Origin of the sequence: Fructobacillus parabroussonetiae (assembly GCF_018437265.1) — a bacterium.
Lineage (GTDB): Bacteria > Bacillota > Bacilli > Lactobacillales > Lactobacillaceae > Fructobacillus > Fructobacillus parabroussonetiae.
The window spans coordinates 81,792-103,009 of sequence record NZ_JAAMFL010000004.1; the positions used below are offsets into that span (position 1 = coordinate 81,792).

The 21,218-nt window shown below is 48.5% G+C and carries 22 protein-coding genes; 1 reads left to right on the plus strand and 21 read right to left on the minus strand.

The genetic code is table 11. The features are described 5' to 3' along the window. Positions 1-2: 2 nt before the first annotated feature. The 17 genes from rpmC to rpsL all read right to left on the minus strand — a co-directional run bounded on the left by rpmC (position 3) and on the right by rpsL (position 12,242). Entirely contained in the window at positions 3-209 is a 207-nt protein-coding gene (gene rpmC, locus G6R30_RS02720; RefSeq protein ID WP_010691189.1) for a 50S ribosomal protein L29, read from the minus strand. Beyond that, a complete protein-coding gene (rplP, locus tag G6R30_RS02725; protein ID WP_213793330.1) occupies positions 209-622 on the minus strand; it encodes a 50S ribosomal protein L16 in 414 nt (137 codons plus the stop codon). The genes rpmC and rplP overlap by 1 nt, the downstream gene beginning before the upstream one ends. A gap of 14 nt (positions 623-636) precedes the next feature. Continuing rightward, positions 637-1,305, minus strand: a complete 669-nt coding sequence (gene rpsC, locus G6R30_RS02730; RefSeq protein WP_213793329.1) for a 30S ribosomal protein S3 — start codon at positions 1,303-1,305, stop codon at positions 637-639. Then, the gene (gene rplV, locus G6R30_RS02735; protein ID WP_010691186.1) at positions 1,305-1,661 is read right to left on the minus strand and encodes a 50S ribosomal protein L22; all 357 of its coding nucleotides are present in this window, start codon (positions 1,659-1,661) and stop codon (positions 1,305-1,307) included. Before rplV ends, rpsC begins: the two co-directional genes overlap by 1 nt. Before the next feature lie 14 nt (positions 1,662-1,675). Beyond that, positions 1,676-1,951: a 30S ribosomal protein S19 gene (gene rpsS / locus G6R30_RS02740; RefSeq protein ID WP_010691185.1), complete on the minus strand. Its 276-nt coding sequence runs from the start codon at positions 1,949-1,951 to the stop codon at positions 1,676-1,678. A gap of 17 nt (positions 1,952-1,968) precedes the next feature. Continuing rightward, the gene (rplB, locus tag G6R30_RS02745) at positions 1,969-2,805 is read right to left on the minus strand and encodes a 50S ribosomal protein L2 (protein ID WP_213821227.1); all 837 of its coding nucleotides are present in this window, start codon (positions 2,803-2,805) and stop codon (positions 1,969-1,971) included. A gap of 21 nt (positions 2,806-2,826) precedes the next feature. Then, positions 2,827-3,114 (minus strand): 50S ribosomal protein L23, encoded by a 288-nt coding sequence (gene rplW / locus G6R30_RS02750; protein ID WP_010691182.1) that lies wholly within the window; start codon positions 3,112-3,114, stop codon positions 2,827-2,829. Beyond that, entirely contained in the window at positions 3,114-3,737 is a 624-nt protein-coding gene (gene rplD / locus G6R30_RS02755) for a 50S ribosomal protein L4 (protein WP_213821229.1), read from the minus strand. Before rplD ends, rplW begins: the two co-directional genes overlap by 1 nt. Positions 3,738-3,763: 26 nt before the next feature. Continuing rightward, positions 3,764-4,447, minus strand: coding sequence for a 50S ribosomal protein L3 (gene rplC / locus G6R30_RS02760; RefSeq protein WP_213821231.1), 684 nt, complete (start codon positions 4,445-4,447; stop codon positions 3,764-3,766). Positions 4,448-4,503: 56 nt separating this feature from the next. After that, positions 4,504-4,812 carry a 30S ribosomal protein S10 gene (gene rpsJ, locus G6R30_RS02765; RefSeq protein WP_010691177.1) on the minus strand — a complete coding sequence of 103 codons (309 nt, stop codon included), beginning with the start codon at positions 4,810-4,812 and terminating at the stop codon, positions 4,504-4,506. 299 nt (positions 4,813-5,111) lie between these two features. Then, complete coding sequence (locus tag G6R30_RS02770) at positions 5,112-6,194, minus strand: ABC transporter substrate-binding protein (protein ID WP_213821233.1); 1,083 nt, start codon at positions 6,192-6,194, stop codon at positions 5,112-5,114. Continuing rightward, positions 6,191-6,994 carry an ABC transporter permease gene (locus tag G6R30_RS02775; RefSeq protein WP_213821235.1) on the minus strand — a complete coding sequence of 268 codons (804 nt, stop codon included), beginning with the start codon at positions 6,992-6,994 and terminating at the stop codon, positions 6,191-6,193. Before G6R30_RS02775 ends, G6R30_RS02770 begins: the two co-directional genes overlap by 4 nt. Continuing rightward, positions 6,991-7,818, minus strand: coding sequence for an ABC transporter permease (locus G6R30_RS02780; RefSeq protein WP_213821237.1), 828 nt, complete (start codon positions 7,816-7,818; stop codon positions 6,991-6,993). Before G6R30_RS02780 ends, G6R30_RS02775 begins: the two co-directional genes overlap by 4 nt. After that, positions 7,811-8,965, minus strand: coding sequence for an ABC transporter ATP-binding protein (locus G6R30_RS06325; protein ID WP_213821239.1), 1,155 nt, complete (start codon positions 8,963-8,965; stop codon positions 7,811-7,813). The genes G6R30_RS02780 and G6R30_RS06325 overlap by 8 nt, the downstream gene beginning before the upstream one ends. Positions 8,966-9,113: 148 nt before the next feature. Continuing rightward, positions 9,114-11,225: an elongation factor G gene (gene fusA / locus G6R30_RS02790; protein WP_213821241.1), complete on the minus strand. Its 2,112-nt coding sequence runs from the start codon at positions 11,223-11,225 to the stop codon at positions 9,114-9,116. 115 nt (positions 11,226-11,340) lie between these two features. Then, a complete protein-coding gene (gene rpsG / locus G6R30_RS02795; RefSeq protein WP_213793320.1) occupies positions 11,341-11,811 on the minus strand; it encodes a 30S ribosomal protein S7 in 471 nt (156 codons plus the stop codon). Between the two features lie 17 nt (positions 11,812-11,828). Continuing rightward, positions 11,829-12,242 (minus strand): 30S ribosomal protein S12, encoded by a 414-nt coding sequence (gene rpsL, locus G6R30_RS02800; RefSeq protein WP_213793319.1) that lies wholly within the window; start codon positions 12,240-12,242, stop codon positions 11,829-11,831. Positions 12,243-12,516: 274 nt separating this feature from the next. Here rpsL and G6R30_RS02805 point away from each other — a divergent pair, with 274 nt between their 5' ends. Then, a complete protein-coding gene (locus G6R30_RS02805) occupies positions 12,517-13,185 on the plus strand; it encodes a prepilin peptidase (protein WP_213821243.1) in 669 nt (222 codons plus the stop codon). A 46-nt stretch (positions 13,186-13,231) separates the two neighbouring features. Here the strand turns inward: G6R30_RS02805 and G6R30_RS02810 are convergent, their stop codons facing one another. The 4 genes from G6R30_RS02810 to serS form a co-directional block, all read right to left on the minus strand. Next, a complete protein-coding gene (locus G6R30_RS02810; RefSeq protein ID WP_213821245.1) occupies positions 13,232-15,706 on the minus strand; it encodes an ATP-dependent Clp protease ATP-binding subunit in 2,475 nt (824 codons plus the stop codon). A 132-nt stretch (positions 15,707-15,838) separates the two neighbouring features. Then, entirely contained in the window at positions 15,839-16,957 is a 1,119-nt protein-coding gene (gene prfB / locus G6R30_RS02815) for a peptide chain release factor 2 (protein WP_213821247.1), read from the minus strand. Positions 16,958-17,002: 45 nt separating this feature from the next. Next, on the minus strand, positions 17,003-19,414 hold the full coding sequence (secA, locus tag G6R30_RS02820; RefSeq protein WP_213821249.1) for a preprotein translocase subunit SecA: 2,412 nt from the start codon (positions 19,412-19,414) through the stop codon (positions 17,003-17,005). Positions 19,415-19,563: 149 nt separating this feature from the next. Further along, on the minus strand, positions 19,564-20,874 hold the full coding sequence (serS, locus tag G6R30_RS02825; RefSeq protein ID WP_213821252.1) for a serine--tRNA ligase: 1,311 nt from the start codon (positions 20,872-20,874) through the stop codon (positions 19,564-19,566). Between the last annotated feature and the right edge of the window lie 344 nt (positions 20,875-21,218).

Sequence of the window (21,218 nt, forward strand, 5' to 3'; positions counted from 1 at the left end):
TCTTATTTGTTGGCTTCTGCCAACTGTTGTGCACGAATGACAGTCTTCACACGTGCAATGTCCTTACGAACTTTTGAAATACGGGCCGTGTTTTCTAATTGACCAGTAGCCAATTGGAAACGAAGGTTGAACAATTCTTCCTTGAATTCGGCTTCGCGCTTTTGCAAATCCGCAAGTGACAAAGCTTTTAATTCATTTGCTTTAGCCATTATTCAGCCTCCCGAGCAATAATCTTTGTACGTACAGGTAACTTGTGTGAGGCAAGACGCAATGCTTCCAAGGCAACGGGCTTTGCCACGCCACCAACTTCGAACATTACCTTACCACGCTTAACTGGGGCTACCCAACCTTCGGGAGCACCCTTACCGTTACCCATTCGAACACCAACACCTTTCGATGTATATGACTTGTGTGGGAAAATCTTAATCCAGACCTTACCACCACGCTTCATATAACGGGTCATTGCAATACGGGCAGCTTCAATTTGCCGGTTAGTGATCCAGCTTGAAGTCGTTGCTTGCAAGCCGTAGTCACCGAAGGCAACCGTCTTTCCACCCTTTGCTTCACCACGCATGTGGCCACGGTGTACACGACGGAACTTAACACGCTTTGGTACTAACATGTCTGCTTCCCTCCTTACTTGTTCTTCTTCTTTGGCAACACATCACCGCGGTAGATCCAAGTCTTGATACCCAAGTTTCCGTAAGCAGTAACTGCTTCGTCCCATGAGTAATCGATATCGGCACGGAGTGTGTGGAGTGGAACAGTTCCTTCAGTGTACTGTTCGATACGTGACATATCTGCCCCGTTCAAACGACCTGAAACAACAATCTTGATTCCCTTAGCACCGGCACGGCGGGCACGTTGGATCGCACCACGCATTGCACGACGGAAGGCAACACGACGTTCCAAATCACCAGCAACTTGAAGACCCACCAAGTGAGCAGACAAGTCTGGCTTTTTGATTTCAACGATGTTGATGAACACGCGCTTGTGACGGCCACGTGAGTCAACATCCGTCAACTTAGCTAATTGCGTACGCAACTTTTCAACTTCGGAACCACCCTTACCAATAACCATTCCTGGCTTGGCAGTGTGCAAAGTCAAATCGATACGTGACTTGGTTGAGCGTTCAATTTCAACGCGGTCAACTGACGCATCCGTTAAGTTTTCTTCGATGTACTTGCGAATACGCAAGTCTTCAAGAAGTTGGTTAGAAAAGTCTGCCTTATCAGCAAACCACTTCGCATCCCAGTCACGGATGACACCGACACGGAAGCCAGTTGGGTTAATCTTTTGACCCATTACTTTTCCTCCTTCTCAGCAACCACAATTGTGATGTGGCTTGTGCGCTTGTTAATAGCGGAAGCAGATCCCTTCGCACGTGGACGGAAACGCTTAAGCGTAGGTCCTTCGTTTGCGAATGCTTCCTTAACGATCAAATCTTCACGGTCAAGTGAAAAGTTGTTTTCGGCGTTTGCAACTGCTGAGTTCAATACCTTATAAATATCTTCCGTAGAAGTATTTGGCAAGAACTTTAGGATTGCAAAGGCTTCGTTGACATTCTTCCGACGAATCGTATCAAGAACTAAGCGCGCCTTACGAGGGGCAACGCGAACGATCTTGGCAGTCGCCCGAGCTGATGTTACTTGTTCAGCCATTTTGCATTTCCTCCTTACTTAGTCTTCTTATCGTCTACTTTGTGTCCGCGGAAAGTACGCGTTGGAACGAATTCGCCCAACTTGTGACCAACCATATCGTCTTGGACATAAACAGGAACGTGCTTACGACCGTCGTAAACTGCGATCGTGAAGCCGATGAAACTTGGGAAAATCGTTGAACGACGTGACCATGTCTTGATCACTGACTTCTTTTCTTGGTCCGCTTGGGCCTCGATCTTCTTAAGCAAGTGCGGGTCCGCAAATGGTCCCTTTTTTAAACTACGAGCCATTAGTTATCTCCTTTCCCTTACTTACTCTTCTTACGACCACGAATAATGAACTTCGTTGAGTTCTTCTTCTTGTCGCGAGTCTTCTTACCAGCAGTCTTCTTACCCCATGGGGAAAGTGGACTAGGCATACCAACAGGTGCCTTACCTTCACCACCACCGTGTGGGTGATCGTTAGGGTTCATAACTGATCCACGAACGTGTGGACGCTTTCCGCGCCAACGGTTACGACCAGCCTTACCCCAGTTGATCAATGAGTGTTCTGCGTTACCAACTTCACCGATGGTTGCACGAGAAGTCTCCAAGACCAAACGTACTTCACCTGAAGTCAAACGAACGATAACGTACTTACCGTCACGTCCCAAAACCTGTGCTGATGCACCGGCTGAACGGGCCAATTGGCCACCCTTACCAGGCTTCAATTCGATGTTGTGAATCAAAGTACCTTCAGGGATAGCGCTCAATGGCAAGGCATTACCGACCTTAATATCGGCATCAGGACCAGATTGAACTTTATCGCCAACCTTCAATCCCTTAGGCGCCAAGATATAGCTCTTGATTCCGTCTTCATAGACAATCAAAGCAATGTTAGCCGTACGGTTTGGATCGTATTCGATTGCCTTAACAGTCGCGAACTTACCGTCCTTGACACGCTTGAAATCGATAATACGGTAGGCTTGCTTGTGTCCACCAGCCTTGTGGCGAACGGTCATGCGACCTTGTGCGTTACGTGCACCGGTCTTTGACTTCTTGGCCAACAAACTCTTTTCGGGCGTCGACTTCGTGATTTCAGCGAAATCAGAAGAAGTCATGTTACGACGTCCGTTTGAGGTTGGCTTGTACTTCTTGATAGCCAATGTCTTATCCTCCTATTAAAATTAACCTTCGTTAAAGATTTGAATATCTTTTGAGTCAGCCTTCAAAGTAACCGTTGCCTTCTTCATCTTACGAGTGAAGCCAACATAGCGACCTTGACGCTTCTTCTTTCCGCTTACGTTTGCGGTGTTCAAACGAGCAACTTGTACATCGAAGATTGATTCGATTGCCCGCTTGATTTCTGGCTTAGTGGCCCGTACGTCAACTTCAAAGACATAGCGCTTGTTTTCAGTTTGCGCCATTGAAGCTTCGGTAATGATTGGGCGACGGATAATATCGCGTGCATCCATTAGGCGAGACCTCCTTGGATTTCTTCAATCGCTGATTGAACAACCACCAGCTTGTCCGCGTTTACCACGTCCAAGACGTTAACGCCAGCAGCGGTCATCACTTGAACATTTGCCAAGTTACGAGCAGCGCGGAGAGCGTTTTCGTTGTTTTCGTCAACGATTACCAAGGCCTTTGAATCAACTGCCAAGTTTGCAAGAACTTGCTTGAAGTCCTTTGTCTTAGCTTCTGAAAAGGCCAATGCGTCAACTACAACCAACTTGTTGTCAGCAACCTTTTGTGACAAGGCTGACTTCAAGGCCAAGTTGTAAGCCTTTTTGTTGATACGGTATGCGTATGAACGAGGAGTTGGTCCGAAGACAATTCCACCGCCACGCCATTGTGGTGCACGGATTGAGCCTTGACGTGCGCGACCAGTACCCTTTTGCTTCCAAGGCTTACGTCCACCACCAGAAACCGCTGAACGGTTCTTGACAGAGTGCGTACCTTGACGCATTGAAGCGCGTTGCATCAATACGGCATCGGTAATCACAGCGTTGTTTGCTTCAACGGCGAACACTTCTTCATTCAAATCCAAGTCAGAAGCCTTTGAACCGTCTTGCTTTAATACAGCAACTTTAGTCATGATTGATTGTTCTCCTTTCTATTAGTTTAGTTTTCTTCTGAATCAGCAGCTGGCTTTGAACCGGCCATCTTGATTTCAGGGTGCTTTGCGTTTGTCTTAACCGTTGACTTGATTGTCAACAATGACTTGTTAGCGCCAGGGACGTTACCCTTCAACAACAAGAGGTTGTTTTCAACGTCAACGTGTACGATGGCGATGTTTTGCATCGTACGCTTGTTGTTACCCATGCGACCAGGCAAAAGCTTACCTGGGAAAACACGGTTAATGATGGCACCCATTGAACCTGGGCGACGGTGGTAACGAGAACCGTGGCTCATAGGTCCACGTGATTGTCCAAGCTTCTTGATTGCGCCTTGGAAACCATGTCCCTTAGTGACACCAGTGACATCAACATATTCACCGGCTTGGAAAGTGTCAACAGCAATTGCATCCCCAACGTTGTATTCGCCTTCCGCATCACGGACTTCACGAATGTAGCGCTTAGGGGCTGTGTTGGCTTTTGCAACGTGGCCTTGTTCAGGTTTGTTTGACAAAATCTCGCGCTTGTCTTGGTAACCCAACTGCAAAGCGTTGTAGCCGTCAGTTGCTTGCGTCTTTACTTGCAAGACAACGTTTGGCGTTGCTTCAACAGCAGTCACGGCGATCAATTCACCAGATTCAGTGAAAACCTGAGTCATACCGACTTTACGGCCTAAGATACCTTTAGTCATGACTAATCTCCTTCATTTCGTCGCTGAAACGAATCCAGCGGGGTGGTACAAATTAATTAGAGCTTGATTTCGATTGCAACACCAGCTGGCAATTCAAGCTTACGCAATGCGTCAACTGTCTTGTCAGTAGGGTTCACAATGTCGACCAAACGCTTGTGCGTCCGCATTTCGAATTGTTCGCGGGCATCCTTGTACTTGTGTGGTGAGCTAAGCACCGTGTACAAAGAGCGTTCAGTTGGCAACGGAATTGGGCCGGCGATTTCTGCGCCAGTCCGCTTTGCCGTTTCAACAATCTTGTCCGCTGATTGGTCCAAGATGCGGTGTTCGTATGCCTTCAAGCGGATACGGATCTTCTTTTGTGCCATTTTCTGCCTCCTCGTTGATTTTGTAAATCAGCTAACTCCGATCAAAAACCGACAACACATGCTGTGTTTGCGCGCCCATGGCAACGCGGCCGCGCGTGTCGCAACCTTAATCATCATCGCTAAACGTTGATACACCAGTCTTTTTAGCGGGTTTGCATCGGCATCCCCAAAAGGCGTACTTGAATATAATAGCAGAAAAACCCTTGGTATACAAGGGTTTTTCGATATTTTCTAATGATTTTTTTATCTTTTTTCTTCGCCTCTTCGCAAGGAAATTTTTGAAATCATGTGTGATTTTTTTAGGACTTTCCCAACTTAAATTCCAAAAAGGCATCGTTATATTTCTGCGTCCAATATTGGTCAAAGTTTTGATAGACCTGTAATTTATCCAATACCGACTGCTTTGGGTAGAAGGCGCGATCGTTTTGAACGTTTTTCGGTAGTTTTTCATATGCTGCCCGATTGGCCGTGGCATAGCCAATGTACTGCGCGTTCTTTGCCGCAACATCCGGGCGGTTCAGATAGTTAATCAAGGCATAGGCCGCTTGCTTATGTTTGGCCGACTTTGGTATGACCAAGTTATCCAACCACAGATTCGACCCGTCTTCCGGCACCGTGTAAGCTAAATCGCCGTTCTTTTCAATGGCGTTCTTGGCCTCACCTGAATAGGTAACCGCCAAGTCGCCTTCACCTTGGGCCATGTAGAGCTTTAATTCATCCCCAACAATTGCCTTGACGTTTGGCATTAAGGATGACAGCTTTCCCTGGGCGGCCGCAAGGTCGGCCTTGTTTTGATCGTTAACCGATTTGCCCTGTGAGAGCAAAGTCATGCCCAAAATATCGCGGGCGGAATCCACGAGCAAGACCCGGTTCTTATAGCGCTCCGACCAAAGGGCCGACCAACTTTTTAAGTCAGCCCCATTGACCTTCTGCCGGTTGTATAGAATTCCAAGTGTTCCCCAGAAGTATGGAACCGAGTAGTGATTTCCTCGATCAAAGGACTGGTTTAAGAACTGCTTGTTTAAGTTGTCCATGCCAGTCAGCTTGCTCTTGTCCAATTTTGCGAGCAGACCGGCCTTTTTCATCTTGGCCACCATGTAATCTGAGGGAACGGCCAAGTCATAATTGGTTCCCCCCTGCTGAATCTTTGTGTACATGGCTTCGTTCGAATCAAACGTCTGGTAGTCCACCTTATAGCCCGACGTCTTTTCAAAGTCGGTCAAGATGCTAGGGTCAATGTAGTCCCCCCAGTTGTAAAAAGTCAGCGTATCACCCTTTTGGCTACTGTGCTGAGCACGCGAGGCCGTCAGCCCCCACTCGAGCAGGAGCAAAGCGGCAATCAAGGCCAAAATCGCCAGAAAGGTCATCATCAATTTCTTCATTGGACCTTCTCCTTGAGCTTGGTATTCTTTTGGCCTTGCCGACGTTGGCTGTATGCATAATAGCCGATCACCAAAACAAAGGCCAAGCCGAGCATGATGGTCGACAGGGCGTTAATTTCAAGCGACACTCCCTGGCGGGCACGGGAATAGACTTCGACTGCCAGCGTCGAGAAACCGTTACCCGTTACAAAGAAGGTCACGGCAAAGTCATCTAAGGAGTAAGTTAGCGCCATGAAGAAACCAGCGAAGATGCCCGGTGTGATGACGGGCAGCGTGACTTTGGTTAAGACTTCCGTCGGCTTGGCGCCCAAGTCAGCAGCGGCCAAGACCAGGTCTTGGTTCATTTCCTGTAACTTGGGCAGCACCATTAAGACCACAATCGGAATGGAAAAGGCGACGTGGGCAAGCAAGACAGTCAAAAAGCCGAGTTTCAAACCAAGTGCCGTCATCAAAATCAAAAAGGCTGCCCCAATAATGACATCGGGTGACACCAGTAAGACGTTATTTAAGCTGAGCAGAGTTTGTTTCATGAGCTGGCGCTGCGTCCGGTAAATAGCCAGCGCACCAATGGTGCCAATAACCGTGGCAATCAAGGCCGCCGTTAAAGCCAAAATTAAGGTGTTCAACAAAATCTGCAGCAGTCGGGTATCCTGCCAAAGCTCCTGGTAGTGAACCCAGGAAAAGCCAGAAAATCCCTGCATGGCATCCCCTGCGTTAAAGGAGTAAACCACTAAAAAGAGAATGGGCGCATAAAGCAGAAAGAAACAAAAAGCCAGCCAGGCTCCACGTACCATTTTCATTTTCGGCCGCCTCCCTTCTTTTTCTTTCGGTCCGTCGTCAAAGCCATGGTTAAGGCCATCGCGATAATCAAGACCACACCGATGGTCGAACCAAAGGACCAGTTTTGCGTGACTAAGAAATGTTCCTCAATCGCCGTTCCCAGTGTAATCACCTTATTTCCACCAATTAAGCGGGTAATCATAAAGAGTGACAGGCTGGGGATAAAGACGGTTTGGACCCCCGTTTTTACCCCGGGCATAGACAGTGGCCAGACGACTTTTTTAAGTGTTTGAAAAGACGAAGCGCCCAGGTCCCGCGAAGCTGCCGGCAGCAGTGGGTCAATGTCCAAAAGCGCGTTGTAGATGGGCAGCACCATGAAGGGCAGCTCAATGTAGGCCGCCACCAGCAAGAAGGCCCCGTTTGTAAAGAGCAGCTGACTGGTCCCAAAGCCCATGGCTGAAAGGCTCTGGTTCAGCAAGCCACCCTTTCCCAGCAAGCCGATGAAAGCGTAGGTCTTCAACAGCAGGTTAATCCAGGTCGGTAAGATGACCAGGAGCAGCCAGAGTTGGCGATGCTTCAACTGCGTCAAGCACAGCGCCAAGGGGTAAGAAATGGCTAGGGTAATCAGCGTGATTAAAAAGGCGTACCAAATCGAATTCACCGTCATGGCCAAGTAGGGGCCCGATGTGAAAAAGTCCCGGTAGTTGTCAAAGGAAAAGCCCTGCCCAGGCAGATTGAGCGACTGAACGAGCAAAAGCAAGAGCGGCGCGACCACAAAGGCCAGCAACCAAAGGCCATAAATGCCGAGGTAGGCCTCCGTAAAGCGTTTCTTGGTCTTATTCATGGTCGAACACCTCTGGGACTTTGTCAGCCGAATCCGATGGATCCGTTGGCGTTGATTCGTCTTCGTAAGCTTCTAGACGGGCATCGAAATCCTCTTCGGATTCGTTATAACGCATAATGTGGATATCTTCTGGGTCAAAAGTCAGCCCCACCCGCGAACCAATCACCGCCGGATTGGTCACCTGGACCTGCCAGAGGTTCAAGTCGTCATCCTGAGCCATGATTTCGTAGTAATCCCCGCGGAAGGACTGGTTCTTAATGGTCACGACGAGCTTTCCCTCTTCGGGCGTCGTCAGGTCCAAATCTTCCGGCCGCAAGACGACTTCGACTGCTTCGTTTGGCCGCATGCCGGCATCCACGTTCTCAAAGTCCTTGCCAACAAAGTGAACGACATAGTCCTTCTTCATGACACCGGGCACAATGTTGGATTCACCAATGAAGTTGGCAACAAAATGATTGACCGGTTCGTCGTAAATGTTTTCCGGCGTTCCCTGCTGCTGGATGACCCCGTCGTTCATCACAAAGATCCAATCGGACATGGCCAGGGCCTCTTCTTGATCGTGGGTCACGAAAACAAAGGTAATTCCCAGGCGTCGTTGGATTGTCCGCAACTCCGTCTGCAAGACTTTGCGCAGCTTGTAGTCCAAAGCGGAAAGCGGTTCGTCTAGTAAGAGCACCTCTGGGTCGTTTGCCAGGGCACGGGCAATGGCGACACGCTGTTGCTGCCCACCCGACAGTTCGTTGATCTCCCGCTTTTCATAGCCGGCCAGCTTGACCAGGCCAAGCATTTCCTTGACCTTTTCTTCAATCGCTGCTTCCGACATCTTTTTCAAACGGGGACCAAAGGCCACGTTGTCATAAACGTTCATGTTGGGGAAAAGCGAGTAATTTTGAAAAACCGTGTTGACCCGCCGTTTTTCAGCTGGCAGGTCGTTAATCACTTGCCCGTCAAAGACGACTTGGCCAGCCGTCGGCTGCAATTGACCGGAAATCAATTTCAGGATGGTCGACTTACCCGATCCCGATGGTCCCAAAAGGGTGTAGAACTGGCCAGAGTCCAGGGACAAATCAATGTTTTTTAACACTTCTGTCTCGCCAAAGGACAAAGCGACTTGCTTAAATTCTAGAATTTTTTCGACTTTTGCCATGCTGTTTCTCCAATCAGTCAGTGCTTCCATTTTACAACGGGGAAAGGGGTTCGTATAGCCTAGATTCGAATCGGGGCAGTCCGACTTTGGACTGCAAAAGAAAAAACCAGACGAGCTGAGCTCATCTGATTTCAAATCAAGCAGAAGCTTATGCTTCCTTACCTTGATCCTTGATAATTTCTTCTTGAACGTTCTTAGGAACGGCCTGGTAGTGGTCAAAGACCATCTGGAACGTTCCACGTCCTTGCGTAGCTGAACGCAAAGTCGTTGCATATCCGAACATTTCTGACAATGGCACCTGAGCCTTAACAGCCAAAACAGGTCCACGGTTTTCTTGTCCTTCAATCAAACCACGACGTGCGGAAACGTGTCCCATCACATCACCAAGGTTTTCTTCAGGAACAACGATGTCAACGGCCATGATTGGTTCCAAAATAACGGCACCAGCAGTCTTGGCAGCTTCCTTCAATGCCAATGAAGCGGCAATCTTAAAGGCAGCTTCAGAAGAATCGACATCGTGGTAAGAACCGTCGTACAACTTGGCCTTCAAGTCAACCAATGGGAAGCCAGCCAAAGGACCAGCGTTCAACGCATCCTTCAAACCTGCTTCAACAGAAGGGATGTATTCACGAGGAACAACACCACCGACGATGGCGTCTTCGAATTCGAAGCCGGCACCTTCTTCGTTTGGTGAGAATTCGATCCAAACATCACCATACTGTCCCTTACCACCAGACTGACGCTTGAAGAATCCACGCGCTTGAACAGTCTTCGTAAAGGCTTCACGGTAGGCAACCTGTGGGGCACCAACTTGGGCTTCAACGTTGAATTCACGCTTCATACGGTCAACCATGATGTCCAACTGCAATTCACCCATTCCGGCGATCAACGTGTCACCAGTTTCCTGGTTCGTCGTGGCACGGAATGAAGGATCTTCTTCAGCAAGCTTCTGCAAAGCAGTTGCCAACTTGTCTTGGTCAGCCTTCGTCTTTGGTTCGATGGCCAATTCGATAACTGGTTCTGGGAATTCCATTGACTCCAAGATCAATGGGTGGTCAACGGCCGTCAAAGAGTCACCAGTCGTCGTGTTCTTCAAACCAATGGCAGCGGCGATATCACCAGAGAAGACTTCTTCGATTTCAGTACGTGAAGTAGCGTGCATTTGGAGCAAACGTCCAACACGTTCACGTGAGTCAGAAGAAGTGTTTTGTACGTATGAACCGGCTTGCAATGAACCAGTATAAACACGCATAAACGTCAAACGACCAACGAATGGGTCCGTCATGATCTTAAAGGCCAAGGCAGCGAATGGCTTTGAGTCATCGGCAACCAAGTCAACTTCTTCATCCGTCTTAGGGTCTGTTGCGACGTAAGGACGAACTTCCAAAGGTGATGGCAAGTAATCAACAACGGCATCCAACATCATTTGAACACCCTTATCCTTGTAGGCAGAACCTGCAAGAACTGGGTAGAATTCCAATGCCAACGTTGCACGACGGATGGCCGCCTTCAATTCGTCAACAGAGATTTCTTCCCCTTCAAGGTACTTGTTCATCAAGTCTTCATCAACATCGGCAACCGCTTCAATCAACTTTTCGCGACGTTCTGAAACAATGTCCTTGTAATCATCAGGAATTGGCTTTGGTTCCCAAGTTGAACCAAGCTTATCCGTTGGGTAGAAAGCTTCCTGCGTGATCAAATCAATCACACCTTCAAAGTCGTCTTCGGCACCGATTGGCCATTGGATGGCTTCGGCGTTAACACGAAGACGTTCGTGCATTGATTCAACTGACATACCAAAGTCAGCACCCAACTTATCCATCTTGTTAACGAAGACGATACGTGGGACGTTATAAGTCGTGGCTTGGTGCCAAACAGTTTCAGTCTGTGGTTCAACACCAGCAGCACCATCCAAGACGGCTACGGCACCATCCAACACACGGAGGGCACGTTCAACTTCGATTGTGAAGTCCACGTGACCTGGGGTATCGATAATGTTAACACGGAATGGATCCTTTTCGTATTGGTCAAAGAATCCACGCCATACGGCCGTGGTAGCGGCTGACTGGATCGTGATTCCACGTTCCTTTTCCTGGTCCATGAAATCCATTTGTGAAGCACCATCGTGCGTTTCACCAATCTTGTGGATTTTACCAGTATAGTACAAGATACGCTCAGTCGTCGTCGTCTTACCAGCATCAATGTGGGCCATGATACCGATGTTACGAGTACGGTTAAGCGGATATTCACGCTTTGCCATTGTGATCTCCTAAATTTTTCGTTATTGCAATAAAAAGCGACCTAGATTCAGTTCGCTTTTTAAAAAGAATATTCCTTGCTAAGAAGCGAGGGCTAGCAAGCTAGTCACGCTAATCCTACCAACGGTAGTGAGCAAAGGCACGGTTGGCTTCCGCCATCTTGTGCGTGTCTTCGCGCTTCTTAACTGATGCACCGTTTTCATTTGCTGCATCCATGATTTCCTTGGCCAAACGTTCGTCCATTGTGTGTTCGTTACGCAAACGAGCGTAGTTAACCAACCAACGGAGTCCCAAAGTCGTACGACGGTCTGGGCGAACTTCGATTGGAACCTGGTAGTTCGAACCACCAACACGGCGGGCCTTAACTTCCAATACTGGCATGATGTTTTCCATGGCTTGTTCGAAAACTTCCAATGGATCGTTACCAGTTGCTTCCTTGATACGGTCGAAGGCATCGTACAAGATTGTTGATGCCGTTCCACGCTTACCATCGATCATCAACTTGTTGATCAAACGGGAAACCAGCTTTGAATTGTAAATTGGGTCAGGCAAAACTTCCTGACGCTTCGTATAACCTTTACGTGGCATAAGTTTTCCTCTCCTTTTTACTTCTTAGGAGCTTTCGTTCCATACTTAGAACGTGAGCTCATACGACCGTCAACACCGGCAGTATCCAGTGCACCACGGATAACGTGGTAACGAACACCAGGCAAATCCTTAACACGACCACCACGGATCAAAACAACCGAGTGTTCTTGCAAGTTGTGACCGATACCTGGGATGTATGCCGTCACTTCATACAGGTTTGACAAACGAACACGCGCGTACTTACGCAAAGCCGAGTTAGGCTTCTTTGGCGTCAACGTTCCAACACGAGTGGCAACCCCACGCTTTTGTGGTGCAGCATTCTTTGTTGCTTGCTTCTTCATTGAGTTGTAGCCGAAGTTCAAAGCGGGTGAGTTTGACTTAGTCGCTTGAGACTTACGTGACTTACGAACCAATTGGTTAATTGTAGGCATCCTACTATTCTCCTTCGTTTCATTTCACAGTTCCAGGTGTATCATTTTTGTTATTAAACAAAAGTGCTCCCGGAAGTCCTGCTTAGACTTGCCTTTACACCGCTCTTTGTCGCATTTTCAGCGACATCCGAGCTGAATGTCTTAAAAGCACGTTGAATATAATATCAGCTTTACGGCCAAAGTCAAGGACTTTTCCAGCGTTTTTTCGCTTTTTCAATCAAAAATTTTGGAAACATTCTGTCGGAATTTTTACCCCTACTTCGTATCATTTAGTATGACAATCCTTTTATTCCTTTTTATCGCATCGACCATCTGTTCCTTTCTACTCGCCCTCGCCGATCGGCTGACAGAAAAGCGGCCACTCTGGACCAAGCGTTCCTATTGTTTTGCTTGCGGTCACCAACTCTCGCCATTTGAGCTCATCCCCTTTTTCTCGGCACTCGCTAGCCGGCTGCGCTGCCGGCATTGTCAGCAGCCATTCGAAAAGCCCCTCCCCTTTTTCTTCTTCGAATTTCTCTGCCCCCTTCTTTTTACCCTTCTATTCCTTCGTTCGGATCCTTTCTCCTTAAACACCTTTCTTGGCTTTCTTCTTTTCTTCCTTGCCAGAGAAGATGCCCGACAGTATGGGGCCCATACGGATCTTTGCTGGCCCTTCGTTGGTTATCAAGTCCTAACGTACAACTGGTCGGCTTTTTCGATTGCCAACGGCCTCCTGCTGATCCTCGTTTCCTTTTTCATTCTCAGAAAACAGATGGGCGGAGGGGACTTGGCTGTGCTAATACTCGCTTTCTTCAGTTTTTCTGCTAAAGACTTCTTACTGGTCTTTTTTCTTGCTGCCAGTCTCGCCTTTTGCTTTGGTCTTGTCATTTCGAAACGAGCGCCCCTGCCTTTTTTACCTTTCCTGCTACTGGCCTGGCTGCTCATTCAACTTCTTCATACATAAAAAAGTCCTTGCGGTGTTTTTCCCGCAAGGACTTTTAGCTATCCAATTAAGCCTTCGTTGGCTCTTTTGACTTTTGAATCTTTAAGGTAATTTGACCCTTTGTTGCACCAATTGTCACCATATCAGCCGTTGTGATTTCACCGGAGAGCAACGCTTCTGACAAGCGGTCCTCAATTTCGGTTTGAATCAGGCGACGGACTGGTCGTGCACCGTACTCACGGTCATAACCATCCTTGGCAATTGCTTGAACAGCGGCCTTGGTAATCTTTATTTTCACGCCCTGCTCGGCAACCCGTTCCAAAAGGGACTTGGACAAGAGTCGGACAATCTGTTCAACCTCGTTTTCTTCCAGGGCGTCAAAGACCAGCACCTCGTCGATTCGATTGACGAACTCAGGACGGAAAGTCTCCTTGACCGTTTCCTTAATCTTTTTGGCAACGGCCGCGTTATTTTCCGCCTGATCAACCGAGCCAAAGCCAACGGTCTTTTCATCCCGCAGACGAGTGGCCCCCAGGTTCGAGGTCATGATAATGATGGTGTTTCGGAAGTTGACCCGGCGGCCTTTGGCATCCGTCAAGAAGCCGTCGTCGAAGACTTGAAGCATCAAATTGTAGATGTCCTTATTCGCCTTCTCCAACTCATCGAGCAAAATGATGGAGTAGGGGTGCTTGCGCACTTGCTCTGTTAATTGACCACCTTGGTCATAACCAACATAGCCCGGAGCAGATCCGATCAAACGTGAAGCAGAATACTGTTCTTGGTATTCCGACATATCAATTCGAATCATGTTTTCTTCGGAGCCAAAGACTAATTCAGCCAAGGCCTTTGCCAGCTCTGTTTTACCGACACCCGTTGGTCCAAGGAAGAGGAAAGTCCCCATTGGCCGCTTGGGATCGGCTAAGCCAGAACGTGAGCGACGAATGGCTCGCGAAACGGCAGAAACCGCTTCTCTTTGACCAATGACTCGCTTTCCCAACTCCTTCTCCAGGTTGATTAACTGATCGGTTTCACTTTCGTGAACCTGGGTCAACGGCACACCTGTTTGTTCGGAAATAACGGCAGCAATATCGTCTTCCGTGACAGCCATGCTGTACTCTTTTTGCTTCGACTGCTTCTTTTCAGCCCGGCTCACCGCCTGGTCAATCTTTTGACGCAAAGCGATTTCTTGCAAACGAAGGTCGGCGGCCAATTCAAAGTCCATGTCTGCGATGGCACTTTCTTTGTCGTTGACAATTTTAGCCAAAGCGGCCCGTTCCTTATGCAATGGTGTTTGCCGGTCAACCGCGTCGATTTGGACTTTGGCGGCGGCCTCATCCATTAAGTCGATGGCCTTGTCTGGCAAAAAGCGATCCGTAATGTAGCGGGCCGAAAGTTTCACAGCGGCCTCAATGGCTGCATCCGAAATGTTGACCCGGTGATAGTTGGCAAACTTTGGCCGGATGCCCTTCAAAATGGCGACTGCCTCCTCCGTCGAAGGCTCGTTGACCGTGACTTTTGCAAAACGGCGTTCAAGCGCCGCATCCGATTCAATCGACTGCTGATATTCGTCAAAAGTCGTGGCACCCAACAACTGCAATTCACCACGCGCCAGGGCCGGCTTGAGAATGTTGGCCGCGTCGATTGCGCCCTCAGCACCACCGGCACCAACCAAGGTGTGCAGTTCGTCAACAAAGAGAATCACCTGCCCATCTTGTTCGATTTCGTCGATGATTTGCTTCAACCGTGCTTCGAACTCACCACGATACTTCGTTCCAGCCACCAGTGAACCCATGTCCAAAACCATCAGGCGCTTGTGTTTCAGATTATCAGGCACTTGTCCCTTGATAATCCGCTGGGCCAAGCCTTCGGCAATGGCCGTTTTTCCAACACCGGGTTCTCCGACCAACACCGGGTTATTCTTTGTCCGCCGGGACAAAATCTGAACGACACGTCGAACTTCGTGATCACGCCCCACAACCGGATCCAGCTGTTCGCTTCGAGCCACCTGCGTTAAGTCACGGCCCAACTTATCAAGCGTTGGCGTGCCTTCGAGCGGCTTTTGGCTAGGCTTTCCCTTCTTCATTTGCTTACGCAAATCCGAAATGCCCAAGCGACGCAAGATCGCCTTTTGCAAGTCCATCAAATTGACGTCCAGCGCCAAGAGGACCCGCGCCGCCAGGATGCTTTGATCCTGAATAAGAGCCAAGAGGAGCAGTTCCGTTCCAATTTCGCCTTGATTCAACGTTTCGCTTTGTTCCTTGGCCCAGTTCAACACCGTGCCAGCCTTGGGTGAATAGGGGAGATACATCTCCTGATCAAAGGCCTGTTCGATTCCAAAGCCCGTGTAGTGTTCAATTTCTTCTTGCACGTCCTTTGGCCCAACAGAAAATTCGGCTAAAATTTTACCCGCAACGCCCTGCTTTTCCATGGCCAAGGCCAGGAGCAGGTGCTCTGTTCCAACCGCTAAGTGACGGAAGTACTTGGCTTGGTCCTGGGCAATTGCCAGGGCAGTCTTTGCTGAATTTGTATACTGATTCGCCATATCTGCTCCTTTTTTTATTCCATTCGTTTCTTTGATTGGCTTCTATTATAACGCAGTCGTATGTCTTCATAAAGCGCAGTCTCGATCACAGAATCCTTGGTAACAAAAAAAGCAGGCTTACCTGCTTTTTTCTTAATCGGGATTTTTCAAAGATAACTGCCATTGAAGATAGGCGTTAATGAAGGGATCCAAGTTACCATCCAAGACATCTTGCGGCTGATTTGTTTCATAGTTCGTCCGGTGGTCTTTAACCATTTGGTAAGGGTGCAAAACGTAAGAACGGATCTGAGAACCCCAGCCGTTTTCCTTCTTTTCCCCTGCCAAGGCAGCTCGTTCCGCTTCCTTATTTTCCAGCTCCATTTGGTACAACTTCGCCTTCAAAAGTCGCATCGCGTAATCACGGTTGCCATACTGCGTCCGTTCCACCGTTGATGAGACAACAATGCCCGTTGGTTCGTGGGTCAAGCGAACACCGGTCGAAACCTTGTTCACGTTCTGACCCCCGGCACCACCCGAACGGAAGACATCCATCTTAATGTCATCATCTCGAACTTCGACTTCAATGGAATCATCCAACTCCGGCATGACATCAACCGACACGAAGGAGGTGTGACGGCGACCGGCTGAATCAAAGGGTGAAATCCGGACGAAACGGTGCACGCCTTTTTCAGAACGTAAGAAGCCGTAAGCATTGTGCCCCGTCACCTTAATGGTGGCAGAATCGATGCCGGCTTCATCCCCCGCGTTGTAGTTCAAAACATCGACTTTAAAGTCGTGGGCCTGTGCCCAACGGGTGTACATCCGGTAGAGCTTTTCACCCCAATCGGTTGATTCCGTGCCACCAGATCCCGGATGAATTTCCAAAATGGCGTTGTTGGCATCGTATTCACCCGTCAGCAACTGCTCTAAGTTATACGCCGTCACGGCTTCCTGGGTCTTTTCGACAAGATTACCCAACTCTTCGGCAGAGTCGGCATCGTCAGGATCCTCGGCGACGATTTCAATCAACATCTCGATTTCATCGGCCGCTTCACCCAGCGCCAAAAACGAATCCCGCCGCTTCTTCAACACGTTGGTTTCATCAATCACGCCTTGGGCCTTTTGCTGATCGTCCCAAAAGCCCGGTTCTGTCATTTGGTTTTCAAAGTCGGCAATTTCTTCCGTCAATGCATCCAAATCTAATGTTTTTTCAAAGCCCGCCACTTCTTCTCGAATGCCGGCTAAGGCCTGTTTGGCTGCCACTACTTCCATGGCGATCCTCCCATAAGAAAAGCGAACTCATCGTTCGCTTTGTGCTTAGGCTGACATGTTGGTGCGAATCTCGGCCTTCATGAAAGTCCGAGTGGCATCATATTCGATGTCAGCAATCATTTTGTTAAAGTTTGCAAAGGCTTCGTTTTGATACTCAACCAATGGGTTCAGCTGTCCGTAACCACGGAGGCCAACACCCTGTCGCAAGCGATCAAGCGCATCAATGTGATCAGTCCAGTGTTGATCAACCGAACGCAAGATGACCACGCGTTCAAAGGCCAGCAACTGACCTTCATCAGGTAAGTCCTGCTTTTTTTCCTCAAGGTTTTCTTGGGCAAGCGAGTAGAGCTTATCCTTGATTTCGTCACGTGTTAAGTTCTGCAAGCGAACGGCACCGTGCTTAGGTGACGTTAAGGATGACTCGATAAAGTCGTTGATGGCATCCAAATGCCAGTCTTTTGAATCCTTTTCTTCGGTTTGCGCATCAACAACACGGTCGATGGTCCGCTTAACCATTGGCATCAATACCTGATCCAAGGACTTGGTTTCATCCAAGACTTGGTCACGTTCCTTATAAATCAATTCACGCTGCTCACGAACCACATCATCATACTGCAAGACGTTCTTACGCGTATCATAGTTGTTACCTTCCACACGCTTTTGTGCGGATTCAACAGAACGCGTAATCCAACGGTGAGTAATGACCGTTTCATCATCGTCCATGTTCATGCGCTGCAAGAGTGCTCGGACTTTTTCAGCACCGAAACGAATCATCAAGTCATCTTGCAAAGACAAGTAGAACTGTGAGAACCCGTGGTCCCCTTGACGACCAGCACGACCACGTAGCTGGTTATCAATACGACGTGATTCGTGTCGTTCCGTTGCAATCACGGCAAGACCACCCAAGTCGTCGATTCCAGGGCCCAATTTAATATCGGTTCCACGACCAGCCATGTTTGTGGCAACGGTCACGGCACCCTTTTGTCCAGCATTGGCAATAATTTCGGCTTCACGCTCGTTGTTTTTGGCGTTCAACACGTTGTGTGGAATATTGTGTGCCGTCAATAATTTATCAACCAATTCGGAAGATTCGACGGAACCCGTTCCCAATAGGACGGGTTGTCCCTTCTTGTGCAGTTCAGCCACTCGGTTGACCACCGCGTTGTACTTTGACTTAAGGGAAGGATACAACAAGTCAGGCATATCGATTCGTTGAACCGGACGGTTCGTCGGAATCTCGATGACTTCCATGTTGTAAATTTCAAGTAACTCTTCTTCTTCAGTCTTCGCCGTACCCGTCATACCAGAAATCTTCTTGTACATACGGAAGAGGTTTTGGTAAGTAATTTGGGCCATCGACTTGTTTTCTTCTTTGATCTCGACGCCTTCTTTGGCTTCGATGGCTTGGTGCAAGCCATCTGACAAACGAGTCCCTTCCGAAATACGACCAGTTGACTGGTCAATCAACTTGACCTCGCCTTCTTGGACCACGTAGTCCTTATCACGCAAGTAGTTGAAGTTGGCACGCAAGGCCTGATCGATGTGGTGCGTCAAGGCCGTGTTGTCACTGCCGTAAATGTTATCCAAGTTAAAGAAGATTTCCGCGCTCTTGATTCCCTCAGGCGTCAAGGAAGTGTTCTTTGATTCCTCGTCGACCTTGTAATCCTCATCACGGGTCAACGTCTTCACGAAACGGTCCACCCGTTGGTAAAGTGGTGAAATACCGGAACCTGGTCCTGAGATAATCAATGGCGTACGGGCCGTATCAATCAAAATGGAATCCGCTTCATCAATTAGGGCATAATTCAAGCCACGCTGCATCACGCGGTCTTCGGCCCGGTTGACCATGTTGTCACGAAGGTAGTCAAAACCAATGTTGAAGTTGGTTGAATAGGTGATGTCGGCATCATAAGCTTCACGCTTCTTGTCTGGTGAATCATCACCAACGTTGATTCCAACCGAAAGGCCCAACCAGTTGTAAAGCTGGCCCATTTGTTCGGCATCACGCTTTGACAGGTAATCGTTAACCGTCACAACGTGAACACCGTTTCCGGCCAAGGCGTTCAAGTAAACCGCCATGGTAGCCGTCAAAGTCTTTCCTTCACCCGTCTTCATTTCGGCAATGTTTCCACCGTGAAGCACGATGGCCCCCATCACCTGAACGTGGTAAGGATACAAACCAAGCACACGCTTGGCCCCTTCTCGAGCGACGGCAAAAGCTTCAGGCAACAACTCGTCCAATACTTTGGCGGTCGCCTTTTGCTTGGCCTTGTCATCTTTAACACCAGCCAAGGCTTTTTGAATTTGAATTTGAAAATCCTGGGTCTTCTTTTGCAAGGCCTCATCGGACATGGCAGCCATCGTTTCGGCGTAGGCCTCAACCTGGTTTGCTACCTTGTCAATCTTCTTTAATTTGTGCTTGGAGTTATCCAGCACCTTACGAATTGGATTTGCCATCGAATGTTCGGTATCTAGTTGCCCAGATACGCCCCTTTCATAAAAGTCATACTTAATCTGAAATATTTTAGAAACTAAGCTTTATTATAGCAAAAAAAGCCCGAAAAGGACAGAAGGCAGAGCCTTCATTTTCGCGCTTTTTCTCCCTTTTAATGGTGTGGCGTTTTGTTCAACTTTTCTTGTCCACCCATGTATGGGCGCAGTACTTCTGGCACTGTTACTGAACCATCTTCGTTTTGGTAATTTTCCAAGATGGCAGCAACCGTCCGACCAACGGCCAAACCAGATCCGTTCAACGTGTGCACTAATTCTAACTTACCATCTTCGTTACGGAAAGTAATGTGCATTCGACGGGCTTGGAAATCCCGGGTATTCGATACCGAAGAAATTTCACGGTAAGCGTCTTGTGCCGGAATCCAAACTTCAACGTCGTGAGTCTTGGCTGCTGAGAAGCCCATGTCCCCCGTTGACAAGGTAATGACATGATAAGGCAAGCCCAACTTCTGCAAGATGTTTTCCGCGTTGTTAGTCATGATTTCTAATTGCTTGTCTGAATCGTCTGGCTTTGCAAACTTCACCATTTCGACTTTGTTAAATTGATGCAGACGAATGAGGCCACGAGTATCACGACCAGCAGCACCCGCTTCCTTTCGGAAAGAAGGTGACAAAGCCGTAAAGGAAATTGGCAAATCTTCAGCTGGCAACGTTTCACCTGAGTAGTAATTTGTCAGCGGTACTTCCGCCGTCGGAATGTAAGTTTGATCCAAATCCTGTACTCGGTAGGCATCATCTTTAAACTTTGGATACTGCCCGGTTCCATACATTGCCGAATCGTTGACAACAATCGGCGTAATCATCTCCGTATAGCCTTCCTTACGGTGCTCATCCAACATGAAGTTGTAAACCGCACGCTCCAAACGAGCGCCATCACCAACGTAGTAGAGGAAGCGGGCACCAGAGACTTTGGCGCCTCGTTCGAAGTCCAAAATGCCAAGGTCTTCACCAATTTCGTAGTGGGGCTTCAACCAAGCCGGTGCCTTCGTCAACGCTTCCGGACGGCCTTGATAATCAGCTGGCGCCCACTTGCGAACTTCAACGTTACTATCTTCATCGGGACCAACTGGTACGTCACTTTCCGCAATGTTTGGTAAGTGGGCCGCCGCTTCATGAACTGCTGCATCAAGATCAGCCAGCTGTTGGTCCATCTCCTTGATTTTCTTGGCAACGGCCTGCATTTCAGCAATCGCTTCGGAGGCGTCCTCTTTTTGACGCTTAGCAAAGGCAATCTTATCCGACGCCTCGTTGCGCTTGGCCTTCATTTCTTCGACTTTGGCAATGAGGGCACGCCGTGCTTCATCCTTTTCTAAAAGTCCTGCCAAGACGCCTTCTGCCACGCCGCGGTCGGCAAGCTTCTTTGCCGCTTCTTCTTTGTTCTTACGTAAGTATTTTAAATCAAGCATTGCTCTCTTCTCCTTTGATATAAAAAGCGCCTCTTCATCCGACAAAAGTCAGGGACGAAAGAGACGCAATCCGTGGTACCACCCAGTTTCTGCACAATGATGTACAGCACTCATTACCTGATAACGGTGGAAACCGAGCATCATTACCTGCTAAACGTGACTCATTGGAGTTTCGATCTGGCAGCTTCCAACAACCGCTACCTTTCTGTTTTCGACCTACTTATGATGAGCTCTTCCCTTATTGTATGCTAGAAGGCCGACTTTGACAAGAAGTATTTTGAAAAAAGGGCACAAAAAAAGCCGACCGAAGTCGACTGATCAATGGGCCATCCTGGATTCGAACC

What these genes read in the sequence shown, in the direction of transcription:
- G6R30_RS02805 (WP_213821243.1), top strand. Translation starts at nt 12,517, where the DNA reads ATGACAATCCTTTTATTCCTTTTTATCGCATCGACCATCTGTTCCTTT.
- rpsJ (WP_010691177.1), bottom strand. Translation starts at nt 4,812, where the DNA reads ATGGCACAAAAGAAGATCCGTATCCGCTTGAAGGCATACGAACACCGC.
- prfB (WP_213821247.1), bottom strand. Translation starts at nt 16,957, where the DNA reads ATGGAAGTAGTGGCAGCCAAACAGGCCTTAGCCGGCATTCGAGAAGAA.
- G6R30_RS02770 (WP_213821233.1), bottom strand. Translation starts at nt 6,194, where the DNA reads ATGAAGAAATTGATGATGACCTTTCTGGCGATTTTGGCCTTGATTGCC.
- serS (WP_213821252.1), bottom strand. Translation starts at nt 20,874, where the DNA reads ATGCTTGATTTAAAATACTTACGTAAGAACAAAGAAGAAGCGGCAAAG.
- rplP (WP_213793330.1), bottom strand. Translation starts at nt 622, where the DNA reads ATGTTAGTACCAAAGCGTGTTAAGTTCCGTCGTGTACACCGTGGCCAC.
- rpsL (WP_213793319.1), bottom strand. Translation starts at nt 12,242, where the DNA reads ATGCCTACAATTAACCAATTGGTTCGTAAGTCACGTAAGTCTCAAGCG.
- rplV (WP_010691186.1), bottom strand. Translation starts at nt 1,661, where the DNA reads ATGGCTGAACAAGTAACATCAGCTCGGGCGACTGCCAAGATCGTTCGC.
- rplD (WP_213821229.1), bottom strand. Translation starts at nt 3,737, where the DNA reads ATGACTAAAGTTGCTGTATTAAAGCAAGACGGTTCAAAGGCTTCTGAC.
- rplW (WP_010691182.1), bottom strand. Translation starts at nt 3,114, where the DNA reads ATGGATGCACGCGATATTATCCGTCGCCCAATCATTACCGAAGCTTCA.
- G6R30_RS02775 (WP_213821235.1), bottom strand. Translation starts at nt 6,994, where the DNA reads ATGAAAATGGTACGTGGAGCCTGGCTGGCTTTTTGTTTCTTTCTGCTT.
- rpsG (WP_213793320.1), bottom strand. Translation starts at nt 11,811, where the DNA reads ATGCCACGTAAAGGTTATACGAAGCGTCAGGAAGTTTTGCCTGACCCA.
- G6R30_RS02810 (WP_213821245.1), bottom strand. Translation starts at nt 15,706, where the DNA reads ATGGCGAATCAGTATACAAATTCAGCAAAGACTGCCCTGGCAATTGCC.
- secA (WP_213821249.1), bottom strand. Translation starts at nt 19,414, where the DNA reads ATGGCAAATCCAATTCGTAAGGTGCTGGATAACTCCAAGCACAAATTA.
- rpsS (WP_010691185.1), bottom strand. Translation starts at nt 1,951, where the DNA reads ATGGCTCGTAGTTTAAAAAAGGGACCATTTGCGGACCCGCACTTGCTT.
- rplC (WP_213821231.1), bottom strand. Translation starts at nt 4,447, where the DNA reads ATGACTAAAGGTATCTTAGGCCGTAAAGTCGGTATGACTCAGGTTTTC.
- fusA (WP_213821241.1), bottom strand. Translation starts at nt 11,225, where the DNA reads ATGGCAAAGCGTGAATATCCGCTTAACCGTACTCGTAACATCGGTATC.
- rpmC (WP_010691189.1), bottom strand. Translation starts at nt 209, where the DNA reads ATGGCTAAAGCAAATGAATTAAAAGCTTTGTCACTTGCGGATTTGCAA.
- G6R30_RS06325 (WP_213821239.1), bottom strand. Translation starts at nt 8,965, where the DNA reads ATGGCAAAAGTCGAAAAAATTCTAGAATTTAAGCAAGTCGCTTTGTCC.
- G6R30_RS02780 (WP_213821237.1), bottom strand. Translation starts at nt 7,818, where the DNA reads ATGAATAAGACCAAGAAACGCTTTACGGAGGCCTACCTCGGCATTTAT.
- rpsC (WP_213793329.1), bottom strand. Translation starts at nt 1,305, where the DNA reads ATGGGTCAAAAGATTAACCCAACTGGCTTCCGTGTCGGTGTCATCCGT.